The sequence below is a fragment of the Streptomyces sp. NPDC057694 genome (assembly GCF_042799415.1).
In the GTDB taxonomy this organism is placed as follows: domain Bacteria; phylum Actinomycetota; class Actinomycetes; order Streptomycetales; family Streptomycetaceae; genus Streptomyces.
In genome coordinates, this window is the sequence record NZ_JBHVIX010000007.1 from 65,150 (window position 1) to 89,238 (window position 24,089).

At 73.4% G+C, this 24,089-nt stretch carries 13 protein-coding genes; 7 read left to right on the forward strand and 6 right to left on the reverse strand.

Features of this window, described 5'->3' with window-relative positions; translation table 11 throughout:
* Positions 1–8: 8 nt before the first annotated feature.
* A complete protein-coding gene (locus ACFVDP_RS18120; RefSeq protein WP_383490521.1) occupies positions 9–626 on the reverse strand; it encodes an acyltransferase in 618 nt (205 codons plus the stop codon).
* 40 nt (positions 627–666) lie between these two features.
* Here ACFVDP_RS18120 and ACFVDP_RS18125 point away from each other — a divergent pair, with 40 nt between their 5' ends.
* From ACFVDP_RS18125 to ACFVDP_RS18155, 7 genes are all read left to right on the forward strand, one after another.
* Positions 667–2,265 (forward strand): glycosyltransferase family 2 protein, encoded by a 1,599-nt coding sequence (locus ACFVDP_RS18125; protein WP_383490523.1) that lies wholly within the window; start codon positions 667–669, stop codon positions 2,263–2,265.
* Between the two features lie 56 nt (positions 2,266–2,321).
* Positions 2,322–4,193 (forward strand): hypothetical protein, encoded by a 1,872-nt coding sequence (locus ACFVDP_RS18130; protein ID WP_383490525.1) that lies wholly within the window; start codon positions 2,322–2,324, stop codon positions 4,191–4,193.
* Positions 4,193–5,326, forward strand: a complete 1,134-nt coding sequence (locus tag ACFVDP_RS18135; RefSeq protein ID WP_383490527.1) for an acyltransferase family protein — start codon at positions 4,193–4,195, stop codon at positions 5,324–5,326. Before ACFVDP_RS18130 ends, ACFVDP_RS18135 begins: the two co-directional genes overlap by 1 nt.
* A 60-nt stretch (positions 5,327–5,386) precedes the next feature.
* Positions 5,387–6,208 (forward strand): TylF/MycF/NovP-related O-methyltransferase, encoded by an 822-nt coding sequence (locus ACFVDP_RS18140; RefSeq protein WP_383490528.1) that lies wholly within the window; start codon positions 5,387–5,389, stop codon positions 6,206–6,208.
* A gap of 228 nt (positions 6,209–6,436) precedes the next feature.
* Positions 6,437–9,985, forward strand: coding sequence for a CDP-glycerol glycerophosphotransferase family protein (locus ACFVDP_RS18145; protein WP_383490530.1), 3,549 nt, complete (start codon positions 6,437–6,439; stop codon positions 9,983–9,985).
* Complete coding sequence (locus ACFVDP_RS18150) at positions 9,982–12,714, forward strand: CDP-glycerol glycerophosphotransferase family protein (protein WP_383490532.1); 2,733 nt, start codon at positions 9,982–9,984, stop codon at positions 12,712–12,714. The genes ACFVDP_RS18145 and ACFVDP_RS18150 overlap by 4 nt, the downstream gene beginning before the upstream one ends.
* Positions 12,714–13,886 carry a glycosyltransferase gene (locus tag ACFVDP_RS18155; RefSeq protein ID WP_383490534.1) on the forward strand — a complete coding sequence of 391 codons (1,173 nt, stop codon included), beginning with the start codon at positions 12,714–12,716 and terminating at the stop codon, positions 13,884–13,886. The genes ACFVDP_RS18150 and ACFVDP_RS18155 overlap by 1 nt, the downstream gene beginning before the upstream one ends.
* A 461-nt stretch (positions 13,887–14,347) precedes the next feature.
* Here ACFVDP_RS18155 and ACFVDP_RS18160 read toward each other — a convergent pair whose 3' ends face one another.
* The 5 genes from ACFVDP_RS18160 to ACFVDP_RS18180 all read right to left on the reverse strand — a co-directional run bounded on the left by ACFVDP_RS18160 (position 14,348) and on the right by ACFVDP_RS18180 (position 23,953).
* Complete coding sequence (locus tag ACFVDP_RS18160) at positions 14,348–16,549, reverse strand: CDP-glycerol glycerophosphotransferase family protein (protein WP_383490536.1); 2,202 nt, start codon at positions 16,547–16,549, stop codon at positions 14,348–14,350.
* 188 nt (positions 16,550–16,737) lie between these two features.
* The gene (locus tag ACFVDP_RS18165; protein ID WP_383490538.1) at positions 16,738–17,619 is read right to left on the reverse strand and encodes a carbohydrate ABC transporter permease; all 882 of its coding nucleotides are present in this window, start codon (positions 17,617–17,619) and stop codon (positions 16,738–16,740) included.
* Complete coding sequence (locus ACFVDP_RS18170; protein ID WP_383490539.1) at positions 17,616–19,067, reverse strand: carbohydrate ABC transporter permease; 1,452 nt, start codon at positions 19,065–19,067, stop codon at positions 17,616–17,618. Before ACFVDP_RS18170 ends, ACFVDP_RS18165 begins: the two co-directional genes overlap by 4 nt.
* A 7-nt stretch (positions 19,068–19,074) precedes the next feature.
* Positions 19,075–20,445, reverse strand: coding sequence for an ABC transporter substrate-binding protein (locus tag ACFVDP_RS18175; protein ID WP_383490541.1), 1,371 nt, complete (start codon positions 20,443–20,445; stop codon positions 19,075–19,077).
* A gap of 361 nt (positions 20,446–20,806) precedes the next feature.
* The gene (locus tag ACFVDP_RS18180) at positions 20,807–23,953 is read right to left on the reverse strand and encodes an FHA domain-containing protein (RefSeq protein WP_383490543.1); all 3,147 of its coding nucleotides are present in this window, start codon (positions 23,951–23,953) and stop codon (positions 20,807–20,809) included.
* Positions 23,954–24,089 lie beyond the last annotated feature (136 nt).

Sequence of the window (24,089 nt, forward strand, 5' to 3'; positions counted from 1 at the left end):
CACGGTGCTCAGGCCTCCGTGAGGCGGCCCTGTGCGGGCTCCTCGTAGCGGGCGCCGGTGCGCGGGCACTGCCAGGTGCCGGGCGCGACCTCCTGGAGCCGTTCCCCGGCCCGTCCCACCCAGCCGATCCACCGCGCGGGCACGCCCGCGACGAGCGCGAAGTCCGGGACGTCGCGGGTCACGACCGCGCCCGCCGCGACCATCGCCCAGCGCCCGATCCGGACCGGCGCCACGCACACCGAGCGCGCCCCCAGCGACGCCCCCTCCGCGACCGTCACCCCGACCGGCTCCCAGTCGGCGGCGCCCTTCGCCCGGCCGTGCGGGTCGACGGCGCGGGGGTTGTGGTCGTTGGTGAGGACCACGGCGGGGCCGACGAAGACCCCGTCGGCCAGGGTCGCGGGCTCGTACACGAGCGCGTAGTTCTGGATCTTCACGTTCGCGCCGACGGACACGCCCGTCCCGAGATAGGCGCCGCGGCCCACCACGCAGCCCTCGCCGAGGCTCGCGCCCTCCCGGATCTGCGCCAACTCCCATACCCGGGTGCCGGATCCGAGGGTCGCGGACTCGTGCACCTGGGCGCCGTCGGCGATGCGGACGGAAGTGGTGGGAACGTTCGTCGTCGTCATGGACTGTGCAACGACTGACGTGCGCCGTCGTTTGCACCACATGCAGAACATTCCCGGCCGCGCGCCGGACGCCGCGGACAGCCCGGGTGTCCCGGACGTCAGTGTCGTCGTCGCCGTCTACAACACGATGCCGTACCTCACGCAGTGCCTGACCTCGCTCGTCGAGCAGAGCATCGGGACCGGCCGCATCGAGATCGTCGCCGTGGACGACGGGTCGACCGACGGCAGCGGCGCGGAACTCGAACGGTTCGCCCGGCTGCACCCCGATGTCCTCACCGTCGTCCACCAGGCGAACTCGGGCGGCCCGGCGGTCCCCAGCAACCGGGCGCTCGGCCTCGCGCGCGGCCGGTACGTGCTGTTCGTCGGCGCCGACGACCACCTGGGCCACGAGGCGCTGGAGCGCATGGTGGAGGCCGCCGACCGGCTCGGCTCCGACATCGTGCTCGGCCGGATGGTCGGCGTGAACGGCCGCTGGGTGTCGCAGGCCGTGTACGGCGAGAGCCGCGACGAGGTGACCCTGTACGAGTCGGCGCTGCCCTGGGCGCTGTCCAACACCAAGCTGTTCCGGCGGGAGTTGATCGAGGAGCACGGGCTGCGGTTCCCCGAGGACCTCCCCGTCCTGAGCGACCAGCCGTTCACCCTGGAGGCCTGCTTCCGGGCCGGGCGGATCACCGTACTCGCCGACTACGACTACTACTTCGCGGTGCGCCGCGACGACGAGACCAACGCCACCGTCTCCTTCCGCGCCCTGGCCCGGCTCACCGGCACCCGGCGGCTGTTCGAGCTGACCCGGCGCATGTCGGAGCCCGGACGCGGCCGCGAGTGGATCCACCAGCGGCACTTCACCTGGGAGGTGGCGCGGCTGATCGGCCCCGAATTCCTGGAGCTCGGCGCCGACGAGCAGCGGGAGGTGTGCGACGGGGTCGGCGCGCTGCACCGCGAGTACGCGAGCCCGTACGCTCTGAAGAAGCTGTCGGGGCAGCAGCGGCTGCTGCTCAACCTCGCCGACAAGGGGCATCTCGACGCCATGAAAGGCGTGTTGAGGAGCGCGGCCGGGGGCGGGCCGCCGGTCGTCGTCGACGGGGAGCGCGCCTACGCGGGCTATCCCTGCTTCCGCGATCCCGAACTCGCGCTGCCCGACGCGTGGTTCGACATCACCAAGGGCTCCCGCACCCGGTTCGCGGAGCAGCGGTTCACCCCGGCCGAGACCCGGCTGACGGAGACCGGCCTGGAGATCGTCGCGCACAGCTCGCTGACCGACCTCGCGGACTTCGGCCCCGCCACGGTGCGGGCCGAGACCACCCTGGAGCGGTCCGGCGAGCGGGTGGTGAAGTCCTACGACGCGGCGGTGGCCGCCGACGGCGAGGGCAGCGCCGTCCGGTTCACGCTGCCGCTGAGCGAACTGTTCCCGCACAAGGGCGCGCCCTGGGAGCGGTGGAGCGTGCGGCTGGTCGCGAGCGCGCTCGGCGAGAGCCCGCGGGTGCCGGTCGCGCCGCTGCCGACGGAGGCCCGGGTGCCCCGCCCGCGCCGGCACCGGATGCGGCCCTACGGCGTCGGCGTCGCCACCCCCGGTGCGAGCGAGCTGCGGATCACCGTGCGGCAGCTTCCCGTGCGCGAGCTGCTGCGGGCCCGGGCCTGATCACCCGGGTGGGCCAGTACAAGTGACCGAACGGGCGCTGCGGTGTTGGTCAGTGGATGAAGATCTTGCTGCGCCCTCCCACGGCGACCGCGCTGACCGCATGGACGGCCCGGGTCCGCCCGTCCGCACCCCGGGTGCCCGCCGCCCGCCGCCCCGGTGCCCCGCCGGGCCGGGGGCCCGCGCGCTGGGCCGTCCCCGCCGCCGTCGTCGCCGGCACCGCGCTCGTCGGACTGCGGGCCGCCTCGCTCGGCCAGTGGATCGTCGACGACGCCGCCGTCACCTTCGCCTACGTCCGCAGCGTCGGCGAGGGCCTCGGCCCGGTCCAGCAGGCGGGCGCCGCGCCCGTCGAGGGGTACTCCAACCCGGCGTGGCTGCTGCTCCTGCTCGTCGGGCGGACCCTGCGCCTCTTCGACCGGGGCGGCTGGTGGGGCGTGAGCGACCTCGCGCTCTTCCCGAAGGCGCTCGCCCTGCTCTGCGTCGCCGGCACCCTCGCCTGTGTCGCGGGCGTGGCCCGCGCGGCCCTCCCGTCCCGCGCCTGGATCGTGGTCCTGGGCACGGGAGCGCTGCTCGCCGCCAACCTCAGTTACGTGGTGTGGTGCTTCTCCGGCCTGGAGAACTCCCTGTACGGGCTGTGCGCCGCCGCGCTCGCCCTGGTCCTCGTGCGCGCCGACGGTCTCAAGGGCGCCTGCGCCGCCGCCGGGATCACCCTGCTCGCCGCGCTCACCCGCCCCGACGGCGCCGTCCTCGCCGCCGCCTACCCGCTGGCCGTCCTGCTGCTGCGCCGCCCGCGCGCACTGCGGGCGGCGGCCGTCAACTGCGCGCTGTTCGGCGCCGGTTACGGGCTCTTCCTGCTGTGGCGGCACGCCGTCTTCGGCCTGTGGGTGCCCAACACCGCCGTCGCCAAGGCCCAGCAGCCGCCCGAGCTCGCCGACCTGGCGAAGGTCGGGGAGCTGATCGGGTACGCGGGCTGGGCGCTCGTCCTGCTCTGCGCGGGCTGCGCCGGGCTCGTCCTCGGCCGGCCCGGTCCCGCCCGCCGCGTCCTCGGCCTGCTGTGCCTGCCGCTCACGCTCGGCCTCCTCGCGTACGGGGCGCTCGCGCCGGACTGGATGCCGCTGTACCGGTTCGCCACCCCGGTGTGGGTGCTCGGCTCGGCCGTCGCCGCGCTCGCCGTCACCGCCGCCTGGGGCGCCGCGCCGGTGCGGGCCCGCGCCCTGGTCGCCTGCGCGCTCGGCGGGGCGCTCACCCTGTCGCTGGCCGGACAGGACGTGCGCGACAAGGAGTTCACCGCCGAGCCGACCCTGTCCATGTGCTGGGTCGCCGACCGCTACGGCCGCCTCTTCGACTCCTACGCCGACCGGCTCGGCCTGCGCCCCGGCGCCACCGCCGCCCTGCCCGACCTGGGCGGCACCCTCCTCACCAGCAGGCTGAAGGTCGTCGACGTCGCCGGGCTCACCGACCGGCGCATCGCCGACGCCTACGCCGCCCACGACAGGGCCGCCCTCACCGGCTACCTCCTGAACGAGGCGCGCCCCGAACTCCTGCACGTCCACGCCGCCTGGCCGGGCCGCTCCGGGCTCACCGCGGAGCGGCTGACCGACGCCGGATACGTACGCCTGTACCGCGAGGACAACGGCGGCGACTGGGTCCGCGCCACCGCCGTCCCCGGCGGCATCGAGCGCATCGACGCCGTACGGGCGTGGGCGAAACCCCGCGTCGACCGCATGCGCCACGCCAAGCACCAGCGGCGCGGCGAACTCGGCGACTGCGGCGCCCGCCTGGTGCCGGGACAATCCGCCCGGGCCGCCGTCGCCGAGGTCCCGCCGCCGCGGCCGGGACCGCCCGGCCGGCTCGTTCCCGCGCGGCCCATCCCGCTGGCGCCGCCGCACGCCCCGCAGGCGCCCGCGCCCGCCGTCTTCCGGGGGGTGTGATGACCAGCGCCCTGCTCCCGCAGCAGCCCGCCCTCCGACCCCGCGCGTCCGTGCCGCGCGCCGACCGGCTCGACTCGCTCACGGGGCTGCGTTTCCTCGCCGCGCTCGCCGTGTTCACCCACCACTTCACCGGCGCGAGCCCGTCCGGCGGCGTCGCCCACACGCCCGCCCTCTTCCCGTACTCGACGATGGGCGTCAACGGCGTCGGGTTCTTCTTCGTGCTCTCCGGATTCCTGCTCGCTTGGGGACACCGCGCCGGGACACCCGCAAGGATCTTCTACTGGCGGCGCGCGGGCCGGGTCCTGCCGCTGCACATCGCCGCCACCGTCCCCTGCATCTGGGTCTTCCACCTGTGGGGCGGCGTGCCCTGGGACCTGCCCAGCTTCCTCGCCTCACTGGTGCTCGTGCAGACCTGGTTCCCCGGCGTCGTCCCCATGTTCCCGGGCAACGGCGTGTCCTGGACGCTGAGCGTCGAGGCCTTCTTCTACCTGCTGTTCCCGTTCGTCATCCGCGGCGCCTACCGGCTGCGCACCCGCACCCTGTTCGCCCTCTGCGCCGCCGGACTCCTCGCCATGTGGGGCGTCGGGCTCTGGGCCGCGACGCACCTCTCGCCGTTCCACAGCGAGTGGCTGATGCGCCTGCCTCTGACGCGGCTGCCGGAGTTCGCGCTCGGAGTGAGCCTGGCGCTCGCGGTGGGGCGCGGGGTGCGGATCCCGGTGCGGCCGGGACCGCTCGCCGCCGCCTTCGCCGCGTACACCGTCGTGTACGCCCACCGGGGCGACTGGTTCGGCCCGGCCCTCGTGCAGCAATTCGACTGCTCGGTCAGGCCGTTGGTCGCTCTCTTCTCCGGGCTGCTGATCGTCGCGTACGTGCGGCGCGAGCGCTCCGGGGTGCGCGGCTGGCTGTGCGCGCCGCTGATGGTGCGGCTCGGCGCCTGGTCGTACGCCTTCTATCTGCTGCACCAGACCGTGAACCGGTTCGTCCTCGACCACTGGGGGCGCGCGGCACCCGGCGACCAGAACGTCTTCACCCTGATCGGGGTCGCCACCGTCGTCGCCGGGCTGTCCTGGGCCGCGTACACCTACGTCGAGGAACCCGCCCGGCGCTGGTGGTACCGCCGTCAACCTACTTAGAGTGACGACGAATTGACGGATCGTGACAGGGAGGGTGAATTGCGCGTAGTGTCCCGCCCCATGGCATGGAAGAACGCCGTCAACGGCGCACTCCGCACCCTGACCGGATACCAGCTGACCCGCCCCCAGGTGCCCGCCCCGCGCGCCGTCGCGCAGCCCGCTCCCGCGCCCGCCGTGCCGCCCGCGCCGAAGCCGCCGAAGGAGCTCAGACTCCCGGCCGACTACGACGACGAGGCCAAGGAGATCATCCGCGCGGTGAAGCCGTGGACCATGACGTCCCCGGAGCGGCTCAACGCGTTCGTCCTCGCCACCCGGCACGTCGTCAAGCACGGCATCCCCGGCGACATCGTCGAGTGCGGCGTGTGGCGCGGCGGCTCCATGCAGGCCTGCGCAAGGACGCTGCTGAGCTCCGGCGCCACCGACCGCGACCTGTACCTCTTCGACACCTACGACGGCATGACGCCGCCCACCGACGAGGACCTGCGGCGCGACGGGACCCCCGCGTCCGACATCCTCGCCCGCAACTCCAAGGACAAGGCGATCTGGGCGTACGCGACCCTCGACGACGTCAGGTCCGGCTTCGAGCAGGTGCCTTATCCGGCCGAGCGCATCCACTACGTGCAGGGCAAGGTCGAGGACACCGTGCCCGGCGAGGCCCCCGACAAGATCGCGGTACTCCGCCTGGACACCGACTGGTACGCCTCCACCAAGCACGAACTCGACCACCTCTACGAGCGGCTGGTCCCCGGCGGCGTCCTGCTCATCGACGACTACGGCTACTGGCAGGGCTCCCGTCAGGCCGTCGACGAGTTCCTGGAGGAGACCGGCGAGCGGCTGCTCCTGCTCCGCATGGACGAGGGACGGATCGCCGTCAAGCCGTGACCCCGCCCGCACCCGCCCCCGATCGCCGGCCCCCGCGTCCCGTGACGCGGGGCCGGCCCGTGCTCACCCGAATGGACCAGGTCGGGTGACCGGCGGGGGCGACGCCGGTTGTTAACGAGTGAGCCATCTCCAGCACACCCGGCTCACCACAGCGGTCCGCTGCTGTCCCCAGTCGTTCTCCGTTGTCCTCTGTCGTCTTCTGTCGTCCGGAAGGAATGTGCGCCGCGCATGACACCCCGACTCACCGTCGTCGTCCCCATCTACAACGTCGAGGAGTACCTCGCCGACTGCCTGGAGTCGCTGTCGGCGCAGACCATGCGTGACCTGGAGGTCGTGATGGTCGACGACGGCTCCACCGACGGCAGCGGGGCCGTCGCGCGCGCCTTCGCCGAGCGGGACGCCCGGTTCCGGCTCGTCGAGCAGGCCAACGCCGGGCTCGGCGCCGCCCGCAACACCGGCATCCGGCACGCCACCGGCGCCCACCTCGCCTTCGTGGACAGCGACGACGTGATCCCCGAGGGCGCCTACGAACTGATGCTCGACACCGTCGAGGCCTCCGGGTCCGACTTCGTCACCGGCAACGTCTTCCGGCTGCGCGCCGACGGCTCCACCGCCCAGTCGCCGATGTTCCGCAAGATCATGGCGACCACCCGCACCACCACCCACGTCACCCGCGACTGGGGCCTGCTGGCCGACCGCATCGCCTGCAACAAGGTGTTCCGCCGCGACTTCTGGGACGAGCACTCCCTCGCCTTCCCCGAAGGCGTGCTGTTCGAGGACATCCCCGTCGTGCTCCCCGCTCACTTCCGGGCGCGCTGCGTCGACGTCCTGTCCGACACCGTCTACCTGTGGCGCGACCGCGACGGCTCCATCTCCAACAAGCGCGCCGTCCCCCGCGCCATCCAGGACCGCACCGCCTCCTGCGCCTCCGCCAGCCGCTCGCTCGCCGAGCGTGAGGAGTGGCGCGAGGGCAAGCGGCGCTACGACGCCAGCGTGATCTCCGGCGACCTGTGGATGTTCATGGAGGCGCTGCCCGACGGCGACGCCGCCTACCACGAAGCCTTCCTCGACCACGTCAACTCCTTCGCGGACAGCGTCGATCCGGGCATCTTCGACGACCTCCCGCTCGGCCTGCGGGTGCGCTGGCGGCTGATCCGGCAGCGCCGGACGGCGGAACTCCTCGCCTACATGGCGTACGAGAAGAGCAACCCGGGCGCCTTCACCGCGCGTCGCGGACTGCGCGGCCGCCGGGCCGACTTCCCGGTGCTCGGCGGCCGGCTGCCGCGCTCCGTCGTGGGCCTCGCCAAGAACGACCTGCCGCTCGACGCCCGGATCACCCAGGCCGCCTGGGACGAGGACGGCAAGCTGCGCCTCAAAGGCTTCGCCTACGTGCGCAACCTGCCCGCCGGACGGCTCGGCGCCCGCGCCCGCGTCGCCTGGCTGCGCGCGGGCAAGCGGCGGGCGGTGCCGCTGCGGCTGCGCACCGTCCGCTCGCGCGAGGCGACCCTCGCCTCCAAGCAGGGGCTGCACAACTACGACCGGGCCGGCTTCGAGACCGTCGTCGACCCCGCGAAGCTGGTCACCGCCCGGGCCAGCACCACCTGGAACCTGGAGCTGGGCGCCTGGGCGGGCGGTCTGCTGCCGCGCACCGGACCGGTCCGGCTGAGCGGCTCCGGCACCGTGCCGCTGCGCCACCTCGACGACGATGTGCGGGTCGTGCCCACCCTCAGCGACGGCCGGCTGCGGCTGCGCGTGGAGCGGCTCCAGGCCCGGCTCGCCGAGCACAGCAGCGATGGCGAAACCATCCGCCTGACGGGAGCGCTGGCCGACGGCGCCCCCGGCACCCCGCTCGCCGTCCGCGTCGAGAACTGGCGCACCAAGGAGTTCCACGACTTCTCCGTGACCTGTGACGGGCGCGCCTTCACCGCCCGGGTGCCGCTCGCCCTGTTCGGCGGCACCCAGGACGCCGCCGACCCGTGGGGCGTCGCCCTGGTCCGCGAGGGCGGCACCCCCGGCAACCCCGGTAACTCCGGCAAACCTGCCAAGGCCGTCTCGCTGCCGGTGCGCCCCGACATCGCCCCCGGCCGCTACGGCCTCGGCGGCGGCCGCGAGCTGATGGTGCTCGCCAACCCGTCGGGCAACACCGAACTGCGCGACCAGATCGTGCGCCCCGTCGTCGACACCGTCCGCTGGGAGGAGTGCGGCGCGGGCGAGACCTGCCGGATCTGCGCGGACTGCCGCGAGCCCGGCGGCCATCTGCTGCTCGCGGGCAGCTACCCGCTCGGCGGGGAGCGGGAGCTGGTCCTCGCCCACGACGGCCACGGCGAACAGGCCGTCACCCCCGTCACCGTCGCCGACGGCCGCTTCGAGGCCGTCGTGCGCCCGCACGCCGTCATCGGGCAGGCCGGGATCCTGCCGCTCGCCGAGGGCACCTGGCAGCTGTATCTGCGCGCGCCCGGCGACAGCGACCCCGACCGGCGCGTCCCGCTGCTGCTCGCCCCGGCCCGCCACGCCGACCTGCCGCTCGTGCGGGCCCTGCGCGGCCGGAACTTCACCGTGCAGCGCCGCCACCACGACCAGCTCGTCCTGCACTCCGGCTCCGCGCTGCCCGAGGCCGACCGGGGCCGCGCCGCCCAGAGCGCGCTGCGCGAGCGCTACGCCGCCCAGCGCACCCTGCCGCGCCGCGACGCCGTCCTCCACATCAGCTTCGACGGCCGCCAGTACTCGGACTCCCCGCGCGCCGTCCACACCGAACTCGCCGCCCGCGACACCGGACTCGAACACCTGTGGGTGGTCCGGGACCAGCAGGTCGAACTGCCGCCGGACGTCACCCCGGTCACCCTGTGGAGCGCCGACTGGTACGAGGCGCTGGCCCGCTGCCGCTACGTCGTCACCAACACCCATCTGCCCGAGTGGTTCGAGCGCGCCGACGGCCAGTACGTCGTCCAGACCTGGCACGGCACCCCGCTCAAGCGCATCGGCCGCGACCTGCTCGGCAGCGCCAGCGCCGACCCGAAGTACATCGCCACGCTGCCCGCCCGCGCCGACCAGTGGTCGCTGCTCGTCTCCCCGAACAGCTTCTCGACCCCGGTGCTGCGCGAGGCGTTCGGCTACACCGGCGACGTCCTCGCCTCGGGCTACCCGCGCAACGACCTGCTGCTCGCCCCCGACCGCGAGAAGCACGCCGCGTCGGTGCGCGAACGGCTCGGCGTGCCCGACGGCAAGCGCGTCATCCTCTACGCCCCGACGTGGCGCGAGAACCAGCCCCGCACCGGCGGCAAGTACGGCCTCGACCTCCAGCTCGACCTCACGGCGGCCGAGGCGGCCCTCGGCGACGACCACGTGCTCCTCGTGCGCCGCCACTACCTCGTCGGCGGCGCCGTCCCCACCACCGACTTCGTCCGGGACGTCTCCCGCCACCCCGACGCCGCCGAACTCCTGCTGATCGCCGACGTGCTGGTGACCGACTACTCCTCGATGATGTTCGACTTCGCGCAGACGGGTCGGCCGATGCTCTTCCACACCTACGACCTCGACCACTACCGCGACACCCTGCGCGGCTTCTACTTCGACTTCGCGGCGAAGGCGCCGGGACCGCTGCTGCGCACCAGCGACGAGGTGATCGCCGCGCTGCTCGACGCGGACGCCGCCGTCGCCGGTCACCGTGACTCCTACCAGCGCTTCCGCGAGGCGTTCTGCGACCTGGACGACGGCACGGCCGCCGCGCAGGTCGCCGACGCGATGCTCGGTCACGACGTGCTCGGGGGCGGTCGATGAGCAGCGTGGACCCCCTCGACGTCAGCGTCGTCAGCGTCGTCGTCGACTGCCCGCCGGGCACCGCCGCGGCCGCCCTGCGCGACAGCGTCCGCTCGGTGCTGGACCAGACCCTGGCCGCCACCGAGGCGGTCCTCACCGGGGCGGGCGCCGCCGACGCGGGCGCCGCCCTCGTCGCCGACCACCCGCGCCGGGTGCGCACCGGCGCCCCGCAGGGCACCTTCGTCCTGCCCCTCGCCCCCGGCGAACTCCTGGAGCGCAACGCCTGCCGCAACCTCTTCGCCGCCGCCCGCCGCACCGACGCCGACCTGATCGCGGGCCGCTGGACCCGCCGCACCGGCAACGGCACCAAGGAGCAGGCCCCCGCCTGGCAGCAGGAGCTGTACGGGCGCACGCGCCTCGTCACCGATGTCGCCGACGCCCCCGAACTGGTCGTGCGGGACGCGCTCACCGCCGGATTCGCGGTCCGGCGGCCCCGCTGGGCCGACGGCGGCACGGGCTTCGACCTCGCGCTCACGGCCCGCCGGATCGCCCTCGTCCCCAACCTGATCACCACCCGGCGCCCCGCCCCCGACCCGCTCGGTGAGCTGCCGGCCGCCGCCGCGGCGCAGCGCCACGCCCTCGCCCTGCTCACCGACCCCGCGCTGCGCGCCGCCCGCGCGCACGCCTTCCTCACCGACCACGTCGTGCCGTGCGCCCGCGCCTTCCTCGGCGCAGCCCCCGCCCGCCGTACCGAACTCGCCGCCGCCTACGCCCCGTTGCTCGACGGCCTGATCGACGAGCGGGCGCTGCGGGACCTGGAGCCCCTGGAGCGGGTCGCCGCCGCCCTGCTCGTCGACGGCGACGCGGCCGGGGTGCACACCGCCGCGTACGCCCTGGCCAGGCCCGGCACCGTCGTCACCGCGCAGGCCGTCCATAACGGGCGCTCCTACTGGACCCCGGAGCACCTGCACCCCACGTACGACCTCACCGAACTCGGCGATTCGCAACGCCCGTTGAGCGGCCTCAAGCTGCTCAACCGCGTCACCCGGTGCGCCCGCGAGAACGGGCGCCTGGTCGTCGAGGGCGCGGCCGTGCTCCCCCCGGCGCTGCGCGACAGCGACCGCACCCATGTGCTCACCGGGAGCCTCGAACTCACCCCGCGCGCCGCCGGCGCCCGGCCCGTCACCGTGCCGCTGGACGACGTACGGCTGCGCGGCGACACCATCACCTGGCGCGCCGCCGTCCCGCTCACCACCGGCCTGCGCCCCCGCGGCATCGGCGACCGGAACTGGGACCCGCGCCTGCTGCTCGGCGTCGACGGCGAACAGCTCGCGCCGCTCGACCTGTTCGCCGAGAAGGCGGCCGTCGACACCAAGGCGACGGCCCTCCCGGCCCGCCCGCGCCTCGGCCTCCTCACCGCCGACACCTGGCAGCCCTACGTCACCGCCGGACACCATCTGGCGGTCTGCCTGCTGCCCCGGCGCCGTCCGGCCCGCGCCGCGAACAAGGTGGCTCGCTACGCCACGAACTTCCGCCCGGCCCGCATGATCAAGCAGCGCTGGAAGAAGCTCCGCAAGACGATCGCCGCCCTGCACTCCCAGCGCACCAAGACGAGCGTCTACCGCCATCTGCTGCGCCGGCTGCCCGTCAGCCGCGGCACCGTCGTCTTCGAGAGCCACATGGGCAAGTGCTACGGCGACAGCCCCCGCGCCGTCCACGAGGAACTGGTGGCCCGCCGCCGCGGCGCCCGCGTCGTGTGGTCCTACGCCGACGACCCCGCCGGGTTCCCGAAGGACGCCACGCTGGTGCGCCGCTGGTCCTGGCGGTATCTGTGGGCGCTTGCCCGCGCCGAGTGGTGGGTCGACAACCAGGGCTTCCCGCACGCCCTCGACAAGCCGAAGCACACCACGTACCTCCAGACCTGGCACGGCTCCGCGTACAAGCGGATGGGCTACGACGAGATCCGCCACAAGATGCAGAACGCCCCGCAGCGCGAGCAACTCATGCGCGCCGTCGGCCGGTTCGACCGGTTCCTCGTCCGCTCCGAGCACGACGTGACCACGCTGGCCCGCGCCTACCGCATCCCCGAGGAGCGGCTGATGCGCGTCGGCTACCCGCGCAACGACCGGCTCGTCGCCGCCCGGACACGCGACGAGCGCGAGGGCCGCTTCCCGCGCCCCGCCCTCGCCGCCGCGCTCGGCATCCCCGACCACCGGACGGTCGTCCTGTACGCGCCCACGTTCCGCGGCACACCGAAGAACAAGAAGGCGCAACTGCTTCTGGACGTGCGGGAGTTCGCCGAGCGGTTCGGCGACACGCACACCCTGCTGGTGCGCGCCCACTACATGGAGGCGGCGACCCTGCCCGTCACCCCGTCCGGCACCGTCCTCGACGTCTCCCGGCACCACGACGTCAGCGAACTCCTCTGCCTCGCCGACGTGCTGGTCACCGACTACTCGTCGATCATGTTCGACTACGCCCTCCTTGACCGCCCGATCGTGCACTTCGCCCCCGACCTCGACACGTACACCGCCGAGCGCGGCAGCTACTTCGACCTGCGCGCCCGCTCCGGCGGCCCGGTCGTCGACACCCAGGAGGAGCTGCACCGCACCCTCGCCGGGATCAAGGAGACGGACGGGGACTGGCAGGAGGCGCGGCGCGCGTTCGCCGCCGAGTTCGGGACCTACGACGACGGGGGCGCCGCCCGCGCCGTCGTCGACGCCCTCTTCACGCGAAAGGCGGGCCGCTGATGACGACGTCCTCGACGACGACGGCCGGTACCCGGGAGCGGGACCTCTACCTCGTCGCCAACAGCACCGACGAACTGGGCGGGGTCACCGCCTGGACCCACCAGATGGCCCGCCTGTTCCAGACGGCTGGGCACAGCGTGCACGTCATCGGCGTACACAAGGCCGATCTGAAGATGGCCGTGCCCGAGACCCCCGACTACCCGGTCACCGCCCTCTACCCGGAACACCCGCTCACCGCGCGCCCGATGCGCGGCCGCCGCCGCTTCAGCGTGCCCGCGCGGCGCCGCGAGGCCCGCAGGCTCGACGCGAAGAAGCGGGCCATCGCCGAGCTGGACACGATCCTCGGGCAGGCGCGGCCCGGCTCCGTCCTCGTCGTCACGCAGGTGTGGCCGATGGAATGGCTGCGCGAGACCGACACCTCGCACCTCACGGTCATCGGCATGAGCCACGAGTCGTTCGCGTACTCGCGTGCCTGCCACCGCTACCACTGGGTGAAGCGGCACTATCCGCACGTCGACCGCTGGCTGGCCCTCACCCAGGAGGACGCCGACATCTGGACCGCCGAGGGCCTCGACAACGTGGGCTTCATGCCCAACGCCCTGGCCCACCTGCCGGCCGTGCCCTCGCCGCGCACCGCGAACGTCGTCTGCTCCATCGGCCGCCTCGCCGACCAGAAGGGCATCGACATGCTCCTCGACACCTGGGCGAAGGTCGCGCCGCAGCGCCCCGACTGGGAGCTGCACCTGTACGGGGCGGGCACGGATGAGCCCGAACTGCGCGCGCAGGCTGCCGAGTTGGGCATCGAGGGCTCCGTGCGCTGGCAGGGCCGGACGGACGACGTGCCGGGCGCCCTCGCGGAGTCCTCGGTCTTCGTGCAGTCCTCACGCGGGGAGGGGTTTCCGCTCGCCCTGATGGAGGCCATGGCCAGCGGGGTGCCGTGCGCGGCGTTCGACTGTGCGCCGGGCGTGCGGGAGATCGTCCGGGACGGCGAGGACGGGTTGCTCGCGCCTGCCGGGGACCTCGACGCGCTTGCCGACCGGCTGCTGCGGCTGACCGGGAATCCGCGGTTGCGGGACGCGATGGGGGACCGGGCCCGGTCCAACGTCCAGCGCTTCTCGGAGGAGCAGGTCCTCGGCATGTGGGAGGACCTGTTCGCCCTGCTGGAGCGCTAGCCGTCCGCCTGCGGCCCGGTGGGGGCTGTTCGCGCAGTTCCCCGCGCCCCTTATCGGGTTGTCGTTCGTGTGCGGCCCGGTGGGGCTTCTCGCGCAGTTCCCCGCGCCCCTGGAGATGCGCACTGCGTGCGCCATCTCCATCAAGGCGCGCCACCCACCCAAGGCGGAGGTGTGGCCTCTGCCTCAGGTGGAGGGGCGTCCCTTGCCCCGATGGGAGGCGCGCCCCGCTGCCCCGTGTGGAGGCGCGCGGAGCGCAGCCTCCGAGGTGAGGCGGCGCGAAGCGCCTGCCTCAGGGGCGCGGGGAACGGCGCGAGAAGCGGCCACCGGCCGTCAGCTGACCGACAACCCGTTAAGGGGCGCGGGGAACGGCGCGAGAAGCGGCCACCGGCCGTCAGCCGAACGACAACCCGATCAGGGGCGCGGGGAACTGCGCAAAGAGCCCCGCCGGGCCGCGGACGGACTCAGGCTCGCGGCACCGGAGACGACTCCGCAGACTGATGCGGGACCGCCGCCGCGCCGAGCGGCTCCTCGCCGAACACCACCCGCCGAACCACCCGCTCCCCGGCCCGCCCGTCCTCGTACGGACAGAACCGCTCCCGGAACGCCGCCCGCAACTGCGCGGAGCGCGACCCGCGCCAGTGCCCCGTCGCGAAGATGTCGATCAGCTCGTCCTCGGACCTGGCGACCGCGCCCGGCGGGAAGGAGCGCAGGTCGAAATAGGTGCCGCGGGCCGCCTCGTACGCCTCCCAGTCGTCGGCGTGGATGACGATCGGGCGGTCCAGCGCCGCGTAGTCGAACATCAGGGACGAGTAGTCCGTGACCAGCGCGTCCGAGGCGAGGCAGAGGGACTCGACGCTCGGGTGGCCGGAGACGTCGATGAGGCGGGCGGCCGCGACGCCGGTGAGCGGGGCCGCGTAGCTGTGGTGCGCGCGGGTGAGGATCGTGAAGCGCGGGCCCAGGGTGCGCAGCATCCGCTCCAGGTCCAGCGGGAGGCGCTGGGTGATCCGGTAGTCCCGGTGCGTGGGCGCGTAGAGGACCGCGATGGTGTCGCGCGGGATGCCGAGCGTGTCCCGCAGCCGCACGGTCTCCTCCCGCGTCACCGACCGGAAGCGGTCGTTGCGCGGGTAGCCGTATTCGAGGGTGGTGTACGCGGACGGGTAGGCGCGCTCCCAGACCAGCGTGGAGTGCCGGTTGCTGGACAGGACGTAGTCCCATTTGTCGGCGTTGGCCAGCAACTGGGCGAAGTCCGTGCCGCGGGCCGCCGCCGGGTGGTCCTGGAGGTCGATGCCCATCTTCTTCAGCGGCGTGCCGTGCTGGGTCTGCACGAAGACCTGCCCGGGGCGCTTGACCAGGCGGCGGTCGAAGTTGACGTTGTTCACGAGGTACTTGGAGCGGGCGAGCGCCGTCCAGTACGCGGCCGTGCCCGGCGTCAGCCGCCGGGTGCCGGCCGGGATCGTGTGGTGGTGCTCCGGCGCCGCGATCCAGGACGTGCGGATGTGCGGGGCGTGATCGCGGAAGGACTCCTCCAGGGCGCCCGGGTTGCAGCCGTGGCCGCGGCCCCAGTACGACGCGAAGACGGCCTCGTTCTCGCGGACCGGCAGGCGCAGCTGCACGCGGTAGTGGAGCTGGAGCGCGGCGGCCCGGACGGAGCGGCGGGCCGCCTCCAGGGCGCGGGACAGGCGGCGCCCGACCGCCATCGCCGTCCACAGGGTCCGGTAGGTGCGGTGGGTGCCGAGCCGGACCAGGGCGTGCCGCAGCCGGGTGCGGCGGCTCACGCGGGCGCCCGGTGTGCGGTAACGGGCGTAGTGGGAGCGGGCCTTGCGCAGGAACTCGGCCCGGCTGCGGCGCGGGAGCCGGCCGCGCTTGGTGAACAGCGTGGAGAGGTGGTCGACCATCCGCCGGAACATCGCCGGGCGCCACTGCGCGTCCAGGTCCGGGTGCTGGTCGAGGAACTCGAAGACGCGCTCGTACTGGTCGAAGATGTCGAAGTGCCGGTGCGAGGTGGTGCCGAGGATGTTGCCGCCGCGCCGCTGGCGGTAGTGCACGCAGACCCGGTCCAGGGTGGCGAGGGACTCGGCCGCCATCAGGACCGGGTACGTCCAGGGCGTGTCCTCGTAGTAGCCGGGCGGGAAGGTGAAGCCCTCGCGCTCGATGAACTCCCGGCTGTACGCCTTGTTCCAGACCACCATCAGGACCTTCAGCAGGCCCGGCCGGTCGGCGAGGGTGAAGGACGCCGGGCCGTCCTGGGCGAGCAGGTGCGCGAACTGGTTGCGGATCTCGCGGCCGTCCCAGAAGGTGCGCGCGTAGTCGAAGAGCAGGACGTCGGGGGAGCCGGTCTCCTTGACGCGGTCCGCGATCGCCCGCAGCGAGCCGGGGGTGAGGGTGTCGTCGCTGTCGAGGAAGAGGACGTAGTCGCCGCTCGCGTGCTTGAGGCCGGCGTTGCGGGCGCGGCCCAGGCCCACGTTCTCGTCCAGGTGGACGGCCCGGACGCGGGCGTCGCGCGCCGCGAACTCGTCGATGATCTCCCCGCAGGCGTCCGGTGAGCAGTCGTCCACCGCGATCACTTCGAGGTCCGTGAAGTCCTGCTCCAGCACCGAGGCCAGGCATGCGTGCAGATACGCCTGCACCTTGTACGCGGGGACGATGACACTGAACCGGGGCAAGGTGACACATCCAGGGAGTCGGCGCGGGCATTCTGCCCGGGAACGGCCGACACGCAGGGAAGTTACGCGCGATGCGGCATTCGGGGGACACCGCGCGGAGAAGGCCGAAGGGGCGGGCCGGAGAGTCCCGGCCCGCCCCTCAACCCCGCCTGGCGGGCGCCTACTTCACCGCGCCTACTTCAACGCGTCTACTTCACCGCGCCCGCCATCACGCCCGAGACGAACTGGCGCTGGAAGGCGAAGAACACCGCGAGCGGAATGATCATCGAGATGAACGCGCCGGGTCCGAGCACGTCGACGTTGTTGCCGAACTGGCGGACCTGGGTCTGGAGCGCGACCGTGATCGGCTGGCTACCCGCGTCGGTGAAGACCAGCGCGACCAGCATGTCGTTCCACACCCACAGGAACTGGAAGATGCCGAGCGAGGCGATCGCCGGTGCGCCCAGCGGCATCACCACGCGCACGAAGAGCCGCAGCTCGCCCGCCCCGTCCAGCCGGGCCGCCTCCAGGAGTTCGCGGGGGATCTCCGCGAAGAAGTTCCGCAGCAGGAACACCGCGAACGGCAGCCCGAAGGCCACATGGAAGAGGACCACCCCGAGCACCGAGCCGAAGATGCCGATGTCGCCGAAGAGCTTGGCGATCGGTACGAGGGCCAGCTGCACCGGCACCACCAGCAGCCCCACCACGATCAGGAACCACCAGTCGCGGCCCGGGAACTCCATCCACGCGAACGCGTACCCGGCCAGCGAGCCGATCACGATGACCAGCAGGGTCGCCGGCACCGTGATCAGGATCGTATTGATCAGGGACTTCGTGATGTCGGAGTTCTCGAGCAGCTTGCTGTAGCTGTCGAAGGTGAGCTGCGACGGCTTGGAGAACACCTTCCACCAGCCGCTCGCCGCCATGTCGTCGGGGGAGCGCAGCGAGGACAGCAGCAGCCCGACGGTCGGCACCAGCCAGAGCGCGCCGACCACGAGCAGCACGAACTGCACCAGGCCGCCGCTGAGCTTCTCGCCGATCCGGCCCGCCAGCGACCGCTTGGCCCGCACCGTGTCGTCGACGGTCGTCATCGGCGTGCCTCCTGCCTGAGCCGTCGCATGTTGAACCACATCACCGGGATCACGAGGAGCAGCAGGAGCACCGCGATGGCGCTGGCCAGGCCCTCGTTGTTCTCGTTGAACGCCGACAGGTACAGCTGCAGCGCCAGGACGTTCGCGTCGTCCTGGCTGGAGCCCGGCGCGATGATGTACACGAGGTCGAAGATCTTCAGGACGTTGATCATGAGGGTGACGAGGACGACCGCGAGCACCGGTGCGAGCAGCGGCACCGTGACCCGGCGGAACACCTGCCACTCCGTGGCCCCGTCCACCCGGGCGGCCTCCAGCAACTCCCGTGGGATCCCGGCGAGTCCGGCGCCGATGAGGACCATCGCGAAGCCCGCCCACATCCACACGTACGCGACCATGATCGAGGTCGTCACGATGTTGAGGTAGAGGTCGAAGCCGCCCAGATGGATGGTGAAGAACTTCTTGTCGCCGAGCCAGTCGACGCCGTTGTACGCCGCCTTGAAGTTCGCGGCGGGCAGCCGGAGTTTCGCCCCGTCGGCGGCGGCGGGCAGGGTGAAGGTGCCGTCGGCGGCGGCCGTCGTGGACGCCACGACCTTGCCCCCCTTCACGGCCTCGATCCGCATCCCGGGGTAGCCGACCTCGGTGGGGTCGACGCCCTTCGCCTTGCCCACGCCCTTGCCGAGTGTGAAGTCCTGCCAGAGCGTGCCGGTGACCTTGCCCGGCGAGACGGCCGCCGCCTTCGCCGGTTTCGCGCTGTCCGGCATCTGGTCGGCGGCGACCCCGACCAGCGGCAGCAGATAGGACTTGCCCGCCTGTACCGGCTGCTTGGTCAGGTACGGGCCGCCCGCCTTGCCCGCCAGCGGATCATTGGCGCGCGGATGGGCCTTCGGGAACGCGGACGACGAGCTGAACGTGTCGTGGACCGAGGTCCACACCGCGTTCACCGCGCCCTTGCCCGGATCCTGGTCGTACACCAGCCGGAAGATGATGCCCGCGGCCAGCATCGAGATCGCCATCGGCATGAAGACGAGCAGCTTGAACGCCGTGCCCCAGCGGATCCGCTCGGTCATCACGGCGAAGATCAGGCCGAGTGCGGTGGCGACCGTCGGGGCAAGCACCACCCACCAGATGTTGTTGTTGATCGCGGCCTTGGTGTCGGAACGGGTGAACAGCGTCTGGTAGTTGTCGAACCCGATGAACGAGCTGCCCGAGGCGTTGAAGAAGCTGCGCACGACGGAGTACCCGATCGGGTAGACGACGAGCGCGCCGAGCAGCACGAGGGCGGGCAGGAGGAAGGCGAACGCGACGGTCCTGCGGGTACCGGTCACGCTCTTGAAGCGGCGGGGGGACGGGGCGGGCCCGGGTCCCGCCGACGCGGCCTGGTCGGCCGGTGCGTCGGCGGGAGTACCCGGGCCGCCGTCCTTGTCGGGTCCGGCGGCCGGGGTGGTCATCGCCCGATCAGTCCTTGTACGCCTTGACCGCGTCGGCCTCCAGAGTCCTCTGGGTGCCGGCGATGTCCTTGGGGTTGGCCAGGAAGTCCTGGAGCGCCTTCCACTCGCCCTTGCCGGGCGTGCCGCCGAACGCCTGCGGGGTCTGGTCCGACATGTCGAAGCGGAAGCTGTCGCCCGAGTCGACGAGCGCCTTGGCGATGGTGCGCTGCACGGCGTTCGGGTACGCGGACAGGGGCACGTTCTTGTTCGGCGAGAGGTAACCGCCCAGCTTGGCCTGGATGGTGGCCGCGTCGGGGGAGGCCAGGAACTTCACCAGGGCCTGCGCCGCCGGCGAGTCCTTGAAGATCACCGCCGCGTCGCCGCCGCTGACCACGGGCGCCTGGTCGCCGACCGCGGGGAACGGGAACACCTTCGCGTCCGTGCCGACCTTCGCCTTGGTCTGCTGGATGTTGACCTGCACGAAGTCGCCCTCGTAGACCATGGCGCCCTTGGGCTGGTCGCCGCCGGTGAAGGTCTGCTCGACGGACTTGGTGAACTCGGTGCCCAGCGCGCCCTTGTTGCCGCCCGCGAGGTAGTCGCTCTTGCCCCACAGCTGGGCCAGCGTCGTCAGGGCCTGCTTGACCGACGGGTCCGTCCACTTGATCTTGTGCGCGGCGAGCTGGTCGTACTTCTCCGGGCCCGCCTGCGAGAGGTAGATGTTCTCGAACCAGTCGGTGAGCGGCCAGCCGTCGGCGCCGCCGACCGACACGGGCGTCACCCCGGAGTCGTAGAGCGCCTGGCAAGTGGCCAGGAACTCCTTCCAGGTCTTCGGCTCCTTCGCCGCCGCGTTCTCGAAGACCGCCGTGTTGTACCAGATCAGCGACTTGTTGGCCGCCTTGTAGTAGGCGCCGTAACTCTTTCCGTCGACCTTGCCGAGGTCCTGCCAGCCCGTGCTGTAGTTCTTCGCCAGCTCGGCCTGCACGTCCTTGTCGAGCGGCTTCGCCCACTTCTTGTCGACGGCCTGCTTGATGGCGCCGGGCTGCGGCAGCATCGCCACGTCGGGCGGGGAGCCGCCCGCGACCTTCGACCCGATGAAGTTGATGATCGGGTCCTGCGCGGGGACGAACGTGACCTTCGCGCCCGTCCGCTTCTCGAACTCCGCGAGCACCTGCTTGAAATTCTTCTGCTCGTCACCGGTCCACACGGCGGCGATCTCCAGCGTCTTTCCGTCCAGCTTGGGGAGCTGGAGGGAGGAGGCGGGGGACTTCGACGAGTCGTTCCCGCTCGGCTTGTCGCTGTCGTCGTCGCCCCCGCAGGAGGTGAGCGCGAGGGTTAGGGAGCCCACGGCCAAAGCCACGGCTGCTCGGCGGAAGGCGGGTGTCCGAAGGGTGCTGCGCATCACTGCCCCGTTCTCGTCCTGAAGGCTGAACGTACGTACTGAGCGCTGTACTTCTGGCGTGTCGTGCGCTCTGGTCTACGCCCGACCAGGGAGAACCGGCAAGGGTGCCCGTCGCCTCCGGCGGGTGATCGTGACGGGGTCGTGATACGTCAACGATGCCGCGGGGGGCGGGAGTTGGGGGTGCCGGGGTGGGGGTGCGTTGTCGGGTGCGCCTGTCGTCGTGGCTGGTCGCGCAGTTCCCCGCGCCCCTGAAAGGCCTGCGGCCTTCAGGGGAGGCGGCGCGAAGCGCCTGCCTCAGGGGCGCGGGGAACTGCGCGAGAAGCGGCCACCGGCCGTCAGCCGACCGACAACCCAGGGGTGCCTACAGCAGGGACGGCACCTCTTGGGCCGAGACGGAGCGGGCGGCCCGCTCCAGGGCGCTGGCCAGGAGGGCCAGGTCCGTCGGGCCGTTGCCCAGCTCGCGGACCGGGCGACGGTCCGGGGGGTCTCCCATGCGGGCCCAGTCGAGGACGATCACGGTGGGCCGCTGGGTGGCCGTGCGCGGGATACGCCCGGTGACCCGCCCGGACTGCAGCCCCACATCCCGCCCATCGGCCCCGAGCAACCGCCCACGCCCCGGCGCCGGATCCTCGGGCCCGCCACCCCGCACGGCATCGAGCACCACGCGCGGCCGAGCCGACCACCCGGCACCCCCGCCGGAGGCGAACGCCGCGACGAGATGCACCCCGAGCCGCTCCCCGTCCCGAGCCACGGCTTCGAGAGCCCGCACCACGGACCCCGCGGCGGGCCGCCCCGGCGACCCCAGCGGCGGCGCGAGCAGCGCGTCCAGATCGTCGACGACCACCACGAGCCGCGGCAGCGGAGGCGCCGCCTCCGCCTTCTCCCGCGCCGCACCGGGCCGCAGCCGCATCGTGGGCATGGTCGTGCTCGGCGGTGTGTCGAGGTCCCCCGCGTCGGACGCGCCGCCGGAGGCGGGCGCGCTGCGCTGGGAGACGAGGCGCCCCGCGACGGTGCGCTGGGTGTGCCACTCGGTGAAGTGCGTACGCCCTATCAGCTCGGCCCGCCGCTTCAGCTCGGTGCTCAGCGACTGCGCGAACTCCCGCATCCGCACCGGGTCGTTGGCCGCCAGATGCGTCGTGACGTGCGGCAGATCGGTGCACACCCGCAGACCGTCCGCCGCACCGCCCGGCCCGCCGGTGCCGCCCTGCCCGTCGATGAGGACGAGACTGAGCCGGTCCGGCCGCTCGGCGGCGGCGAGTGACGCGGCGACCGAGCGCAGCAGCTCCGTACGCCCACTGCCCGAGGGCCCCTCGACGAGCAGATGCGGACCGTCCGCCGCGAGATCGACCCCGACCGGACCGCGCGGCCCGGCGCCGAGCACCGCCCACACCCGGCCGCCCAGGGAGTCCGGATCGTCCGAGGCCGCCGCCCAGCGCGCCATCAGCGACGCCGGGGTGGCCCGGGCGAGCCCCAACTCGTCGAGGAGCCGGGCGACGTGCGGCAGCGGCGCCGACACGCGCGCGTGCGACTCGGCCCCGCCCGCACTGTCCGAGCGCAACGGGGCGAGGGCCCGCGCGAACCGCTCCGCCCACGCGAGCGACACGGCGTCCACCGTGGCCACGGTGCCGTGCCCGACGGGCTGCCCCTGCGCGGCCCGGTGCAGCCGCAGCGAGGTCGCCACGTCACCGCTGAGCAGCGCCACGGCGCCGCACGCGCGGAAGGGCGGACTCTGCGCGCAGGCCGCTTCGTAGGTGCGGTCGACCGGGGACGCCGGGGTGGTGGCCGGTGTCTCCGCCAGGCACACGACGTGGATCCCGGCGGCGGCCCCTTCGGCGGCGAGCCGCACCGTGGCCTCCCGCAGCGTCGCCGATCCCGGGTCGCCGTCGACGACGACCACGGCGGCGGCGTCCGGACGCAGACCCGCGGCATGGTCGTCGAGGCGGCGCAGCAGCTCGCCGGTGCGGGCGGCCGCCTGCTCCCGGTCGTACGCGAGCAGCAGCCGGCAGTCCTGCCCGTGGGCCGGACGCACGTGCGGCAGCCAGCCGAGCCAGGACCACTCGGCGACCCGCTCCGCCTCGGGCCGCGCCCGGTCGGTGCTGATCAGCACGATCTCCAGGCGCTCCGGCGCGTGCAGCGCCGCCAGCTGCGCCACGACCGCGCGGGCCAGCCCGGTGAGCCGCGCGCGCGGTCCGGCGAGCCCCAGCGCCCCGGCTTCGGCGAGCCCCACGGTCACCGGGACCGCGGGCAGCAGGCCGGCCCCGCCGGGCCCGGGCCGGTCGACGGCGCCGAGCCGCACGGCCAGCGCCTCCGGGTGCCCGGGGCCGCGCTCCCACAGCCGCGGCCCGGGGCCGAGCGCGGTGAGCAGCAGCGTGGCGGCATCCGGCCAGGTCTCGGCGGTGGCGGGCACCGCGGCGGCGTCGGGCCCGGAACCGGTACGGGGGGCGGGCACGCCGGGCTGCTGCGGTGCGCGCAGCGCGTACGGCTCGTGGATGGCGTGCTCCGCGTCCTGCGCCCCGTCGGCGCCGCTCGCGTAGCGCCCGTACTCGCTCTCTCCCGACCGCTCGTCACGCCCGGGGCCGCGCCGCAGCAGCCGTCCCAGACCGCCGCGCTTGCGCGGGGCGCGCGGCAGCTCCGTACCGCGCGGTGGTGTGCCCGTCCGCGTCCGCTCCATGTCGGGCGCCCCGCCCTGCCCCGGTACGACGGGCTGCGTGCCCCCGGGTGCCGAGTCGCCCGCGGCGCCCCAGGACGCGTCCCCGTACGTGTGCCGGGTCTCGTCGGAAGGAACCACGGGAGACACAGCGGGCGAGGAAACAGGGGAAGAAGGGGGAGCCGGAGAGGACGTGGAGGGAGCGGGGGTGCCCGCCGGGTCCAGCGCCACCCGCACCTGCCCCTCGCCGTCCGGCGCGGTCGCCAGCGGAGCGGTGCGGGCCGTGTCGCCCGCCGCCGTGACCCGCAGCGCCGATTCGCCGAGGCGCAGCAGTGTGCCGGGGGACAGGCGCACGGGGTGCTCGCCCAGCGGGCGGCCCTCCAGCGTCGTCCCGTTCGTCGAGCCCAGGTCGGCCACCGTGACCCGGCCGTCGGGGGTGAGCGTCACCGCGCAGTGCAGCCGTGACACGTCCGGGTCGTCCAGGCAGACGTCCGCGTCCGCGGAGCGGCCGATGCGGATCTGGCCGCCGTGCAGCAGATGGACACCGCCCGCGTCGGGCCCCGCCACCACGTGGAGCTGGGCCGCGGCCGAGTCCGGGTCGGGGCCCGGGTCCGCGGGGCCGCCGAGGGAGAGCACCGCGCCGTCGGTCAGCGGCGGCTCGCCCAGCAGGCAGCGCTGTGCGTCGAGCCGCTCATGACCGGCGTACAGCACGGACGAGGGGGCGTCGCTGCCCGCGACGGCCGCGACCAGGCCGGAGAGGACCGCGGCGAGCGCGGTGCCCGCGGGCGCTGTGACCAGCAGGTCGCGGGCCGGGGATGCTGCGGCCTCGACGGAGGCCATGACGGTAAGCCGGATCTGCATCGCCGTCAGCGGTCCCTTCTGCGCGGGCACCCGGGCCAGGGACGCCCGCGGTCCCCACCGCAGATTCCCCCGCCGCCACGGGCACGTCAGCCAGTGCTGAGAGGCATCCTCGCACCTGCCACTGACACTTCGCCCG

Coding starts and splice junctions, on each gene's coding strand:
- ACFVDP_RS18175 (WP_383490541.1), bottom strand. CDS start 20,445: ATGCGCAGCACCCTTCGGACACCCGCCTTCCGCCGAGCAGCCGTGGCT.
- ACFVDP_RS18120 (WP_383490521.1), bottom strand. CDS start 626: ATGACGACGACGAACGTTCCCACCACTTCCGTCCGCATCGCCGACGGC.
- ACFVDP_RS18170 (WP_383490539.1), bottom strand. CDS start 19,067: ATGACCACCCCGGCCGCCGGACCCGACAAGGACGGCGGCCCGGGTACT.
- ACFVDP_RS18125 (WP_383490523.1), top strand. CDS start 667: ATGCAGAACATTCCCGGCCGCGCGCCGGACGCCGCGGACAGCCCGGGT.
- ACFVDP_RS18135 (WP_383490527.1), top strand. CDS start 4,193: ATGACCAGCGCCCTGCTCCCGCAGCAGCCCGCCCTCCGACCCCGCGCG.
- ACFVDP_RS18180 (WP_383490543.1), bottom strand. CDS start 23,953: ATGCAGATCCGGCTTACCGTCATGGCCTCCGTCGAGGCCGCAGCATCC.
- ACFVDP_RS18165 (WP_383490538.1), bottom strand. CDS start 17,619: ATGACGACCGTCGACGACACGGTGCGGGCCAAGCGGTCGCTGGCGGGC.
- ACFVDP_RS18150 (WP_383490532.1), top strand. CDS start 9,982: ATGAGCAGCGTGGACCCCCTCGACGTCAGCGTCGTCAGCGTCGTCGTC.
- ACFVDP_RS18145 (WP_383490530.1), top strand. CDS start 6,437: ATGACACCCCGACTCACCGTCGTCGTCCCCATCTACAACGTCGAGGAG.
- ACFVDP_RS18155 (WP_383490534.1), top strand. CDS start 12,714: ATGACGACGTCCTCGACGACGACGGCCGGTACCCGGGAGCGGGACCTC.
- ACFVDP_RS18130 (WP_383490525.1), top strand. CDS start 2,322: ATGAAGATCTTGCTGCGCCCTCCCACGGCGACCGCGCTGACCGCATGG.
- ACFVDP_RS18140 (WP_383490528.1), top strand. CDS start 5,387: ATGGCATGGAAGAACGCCGTCAACGGCGCACTCCGCACCCTGACCGGA.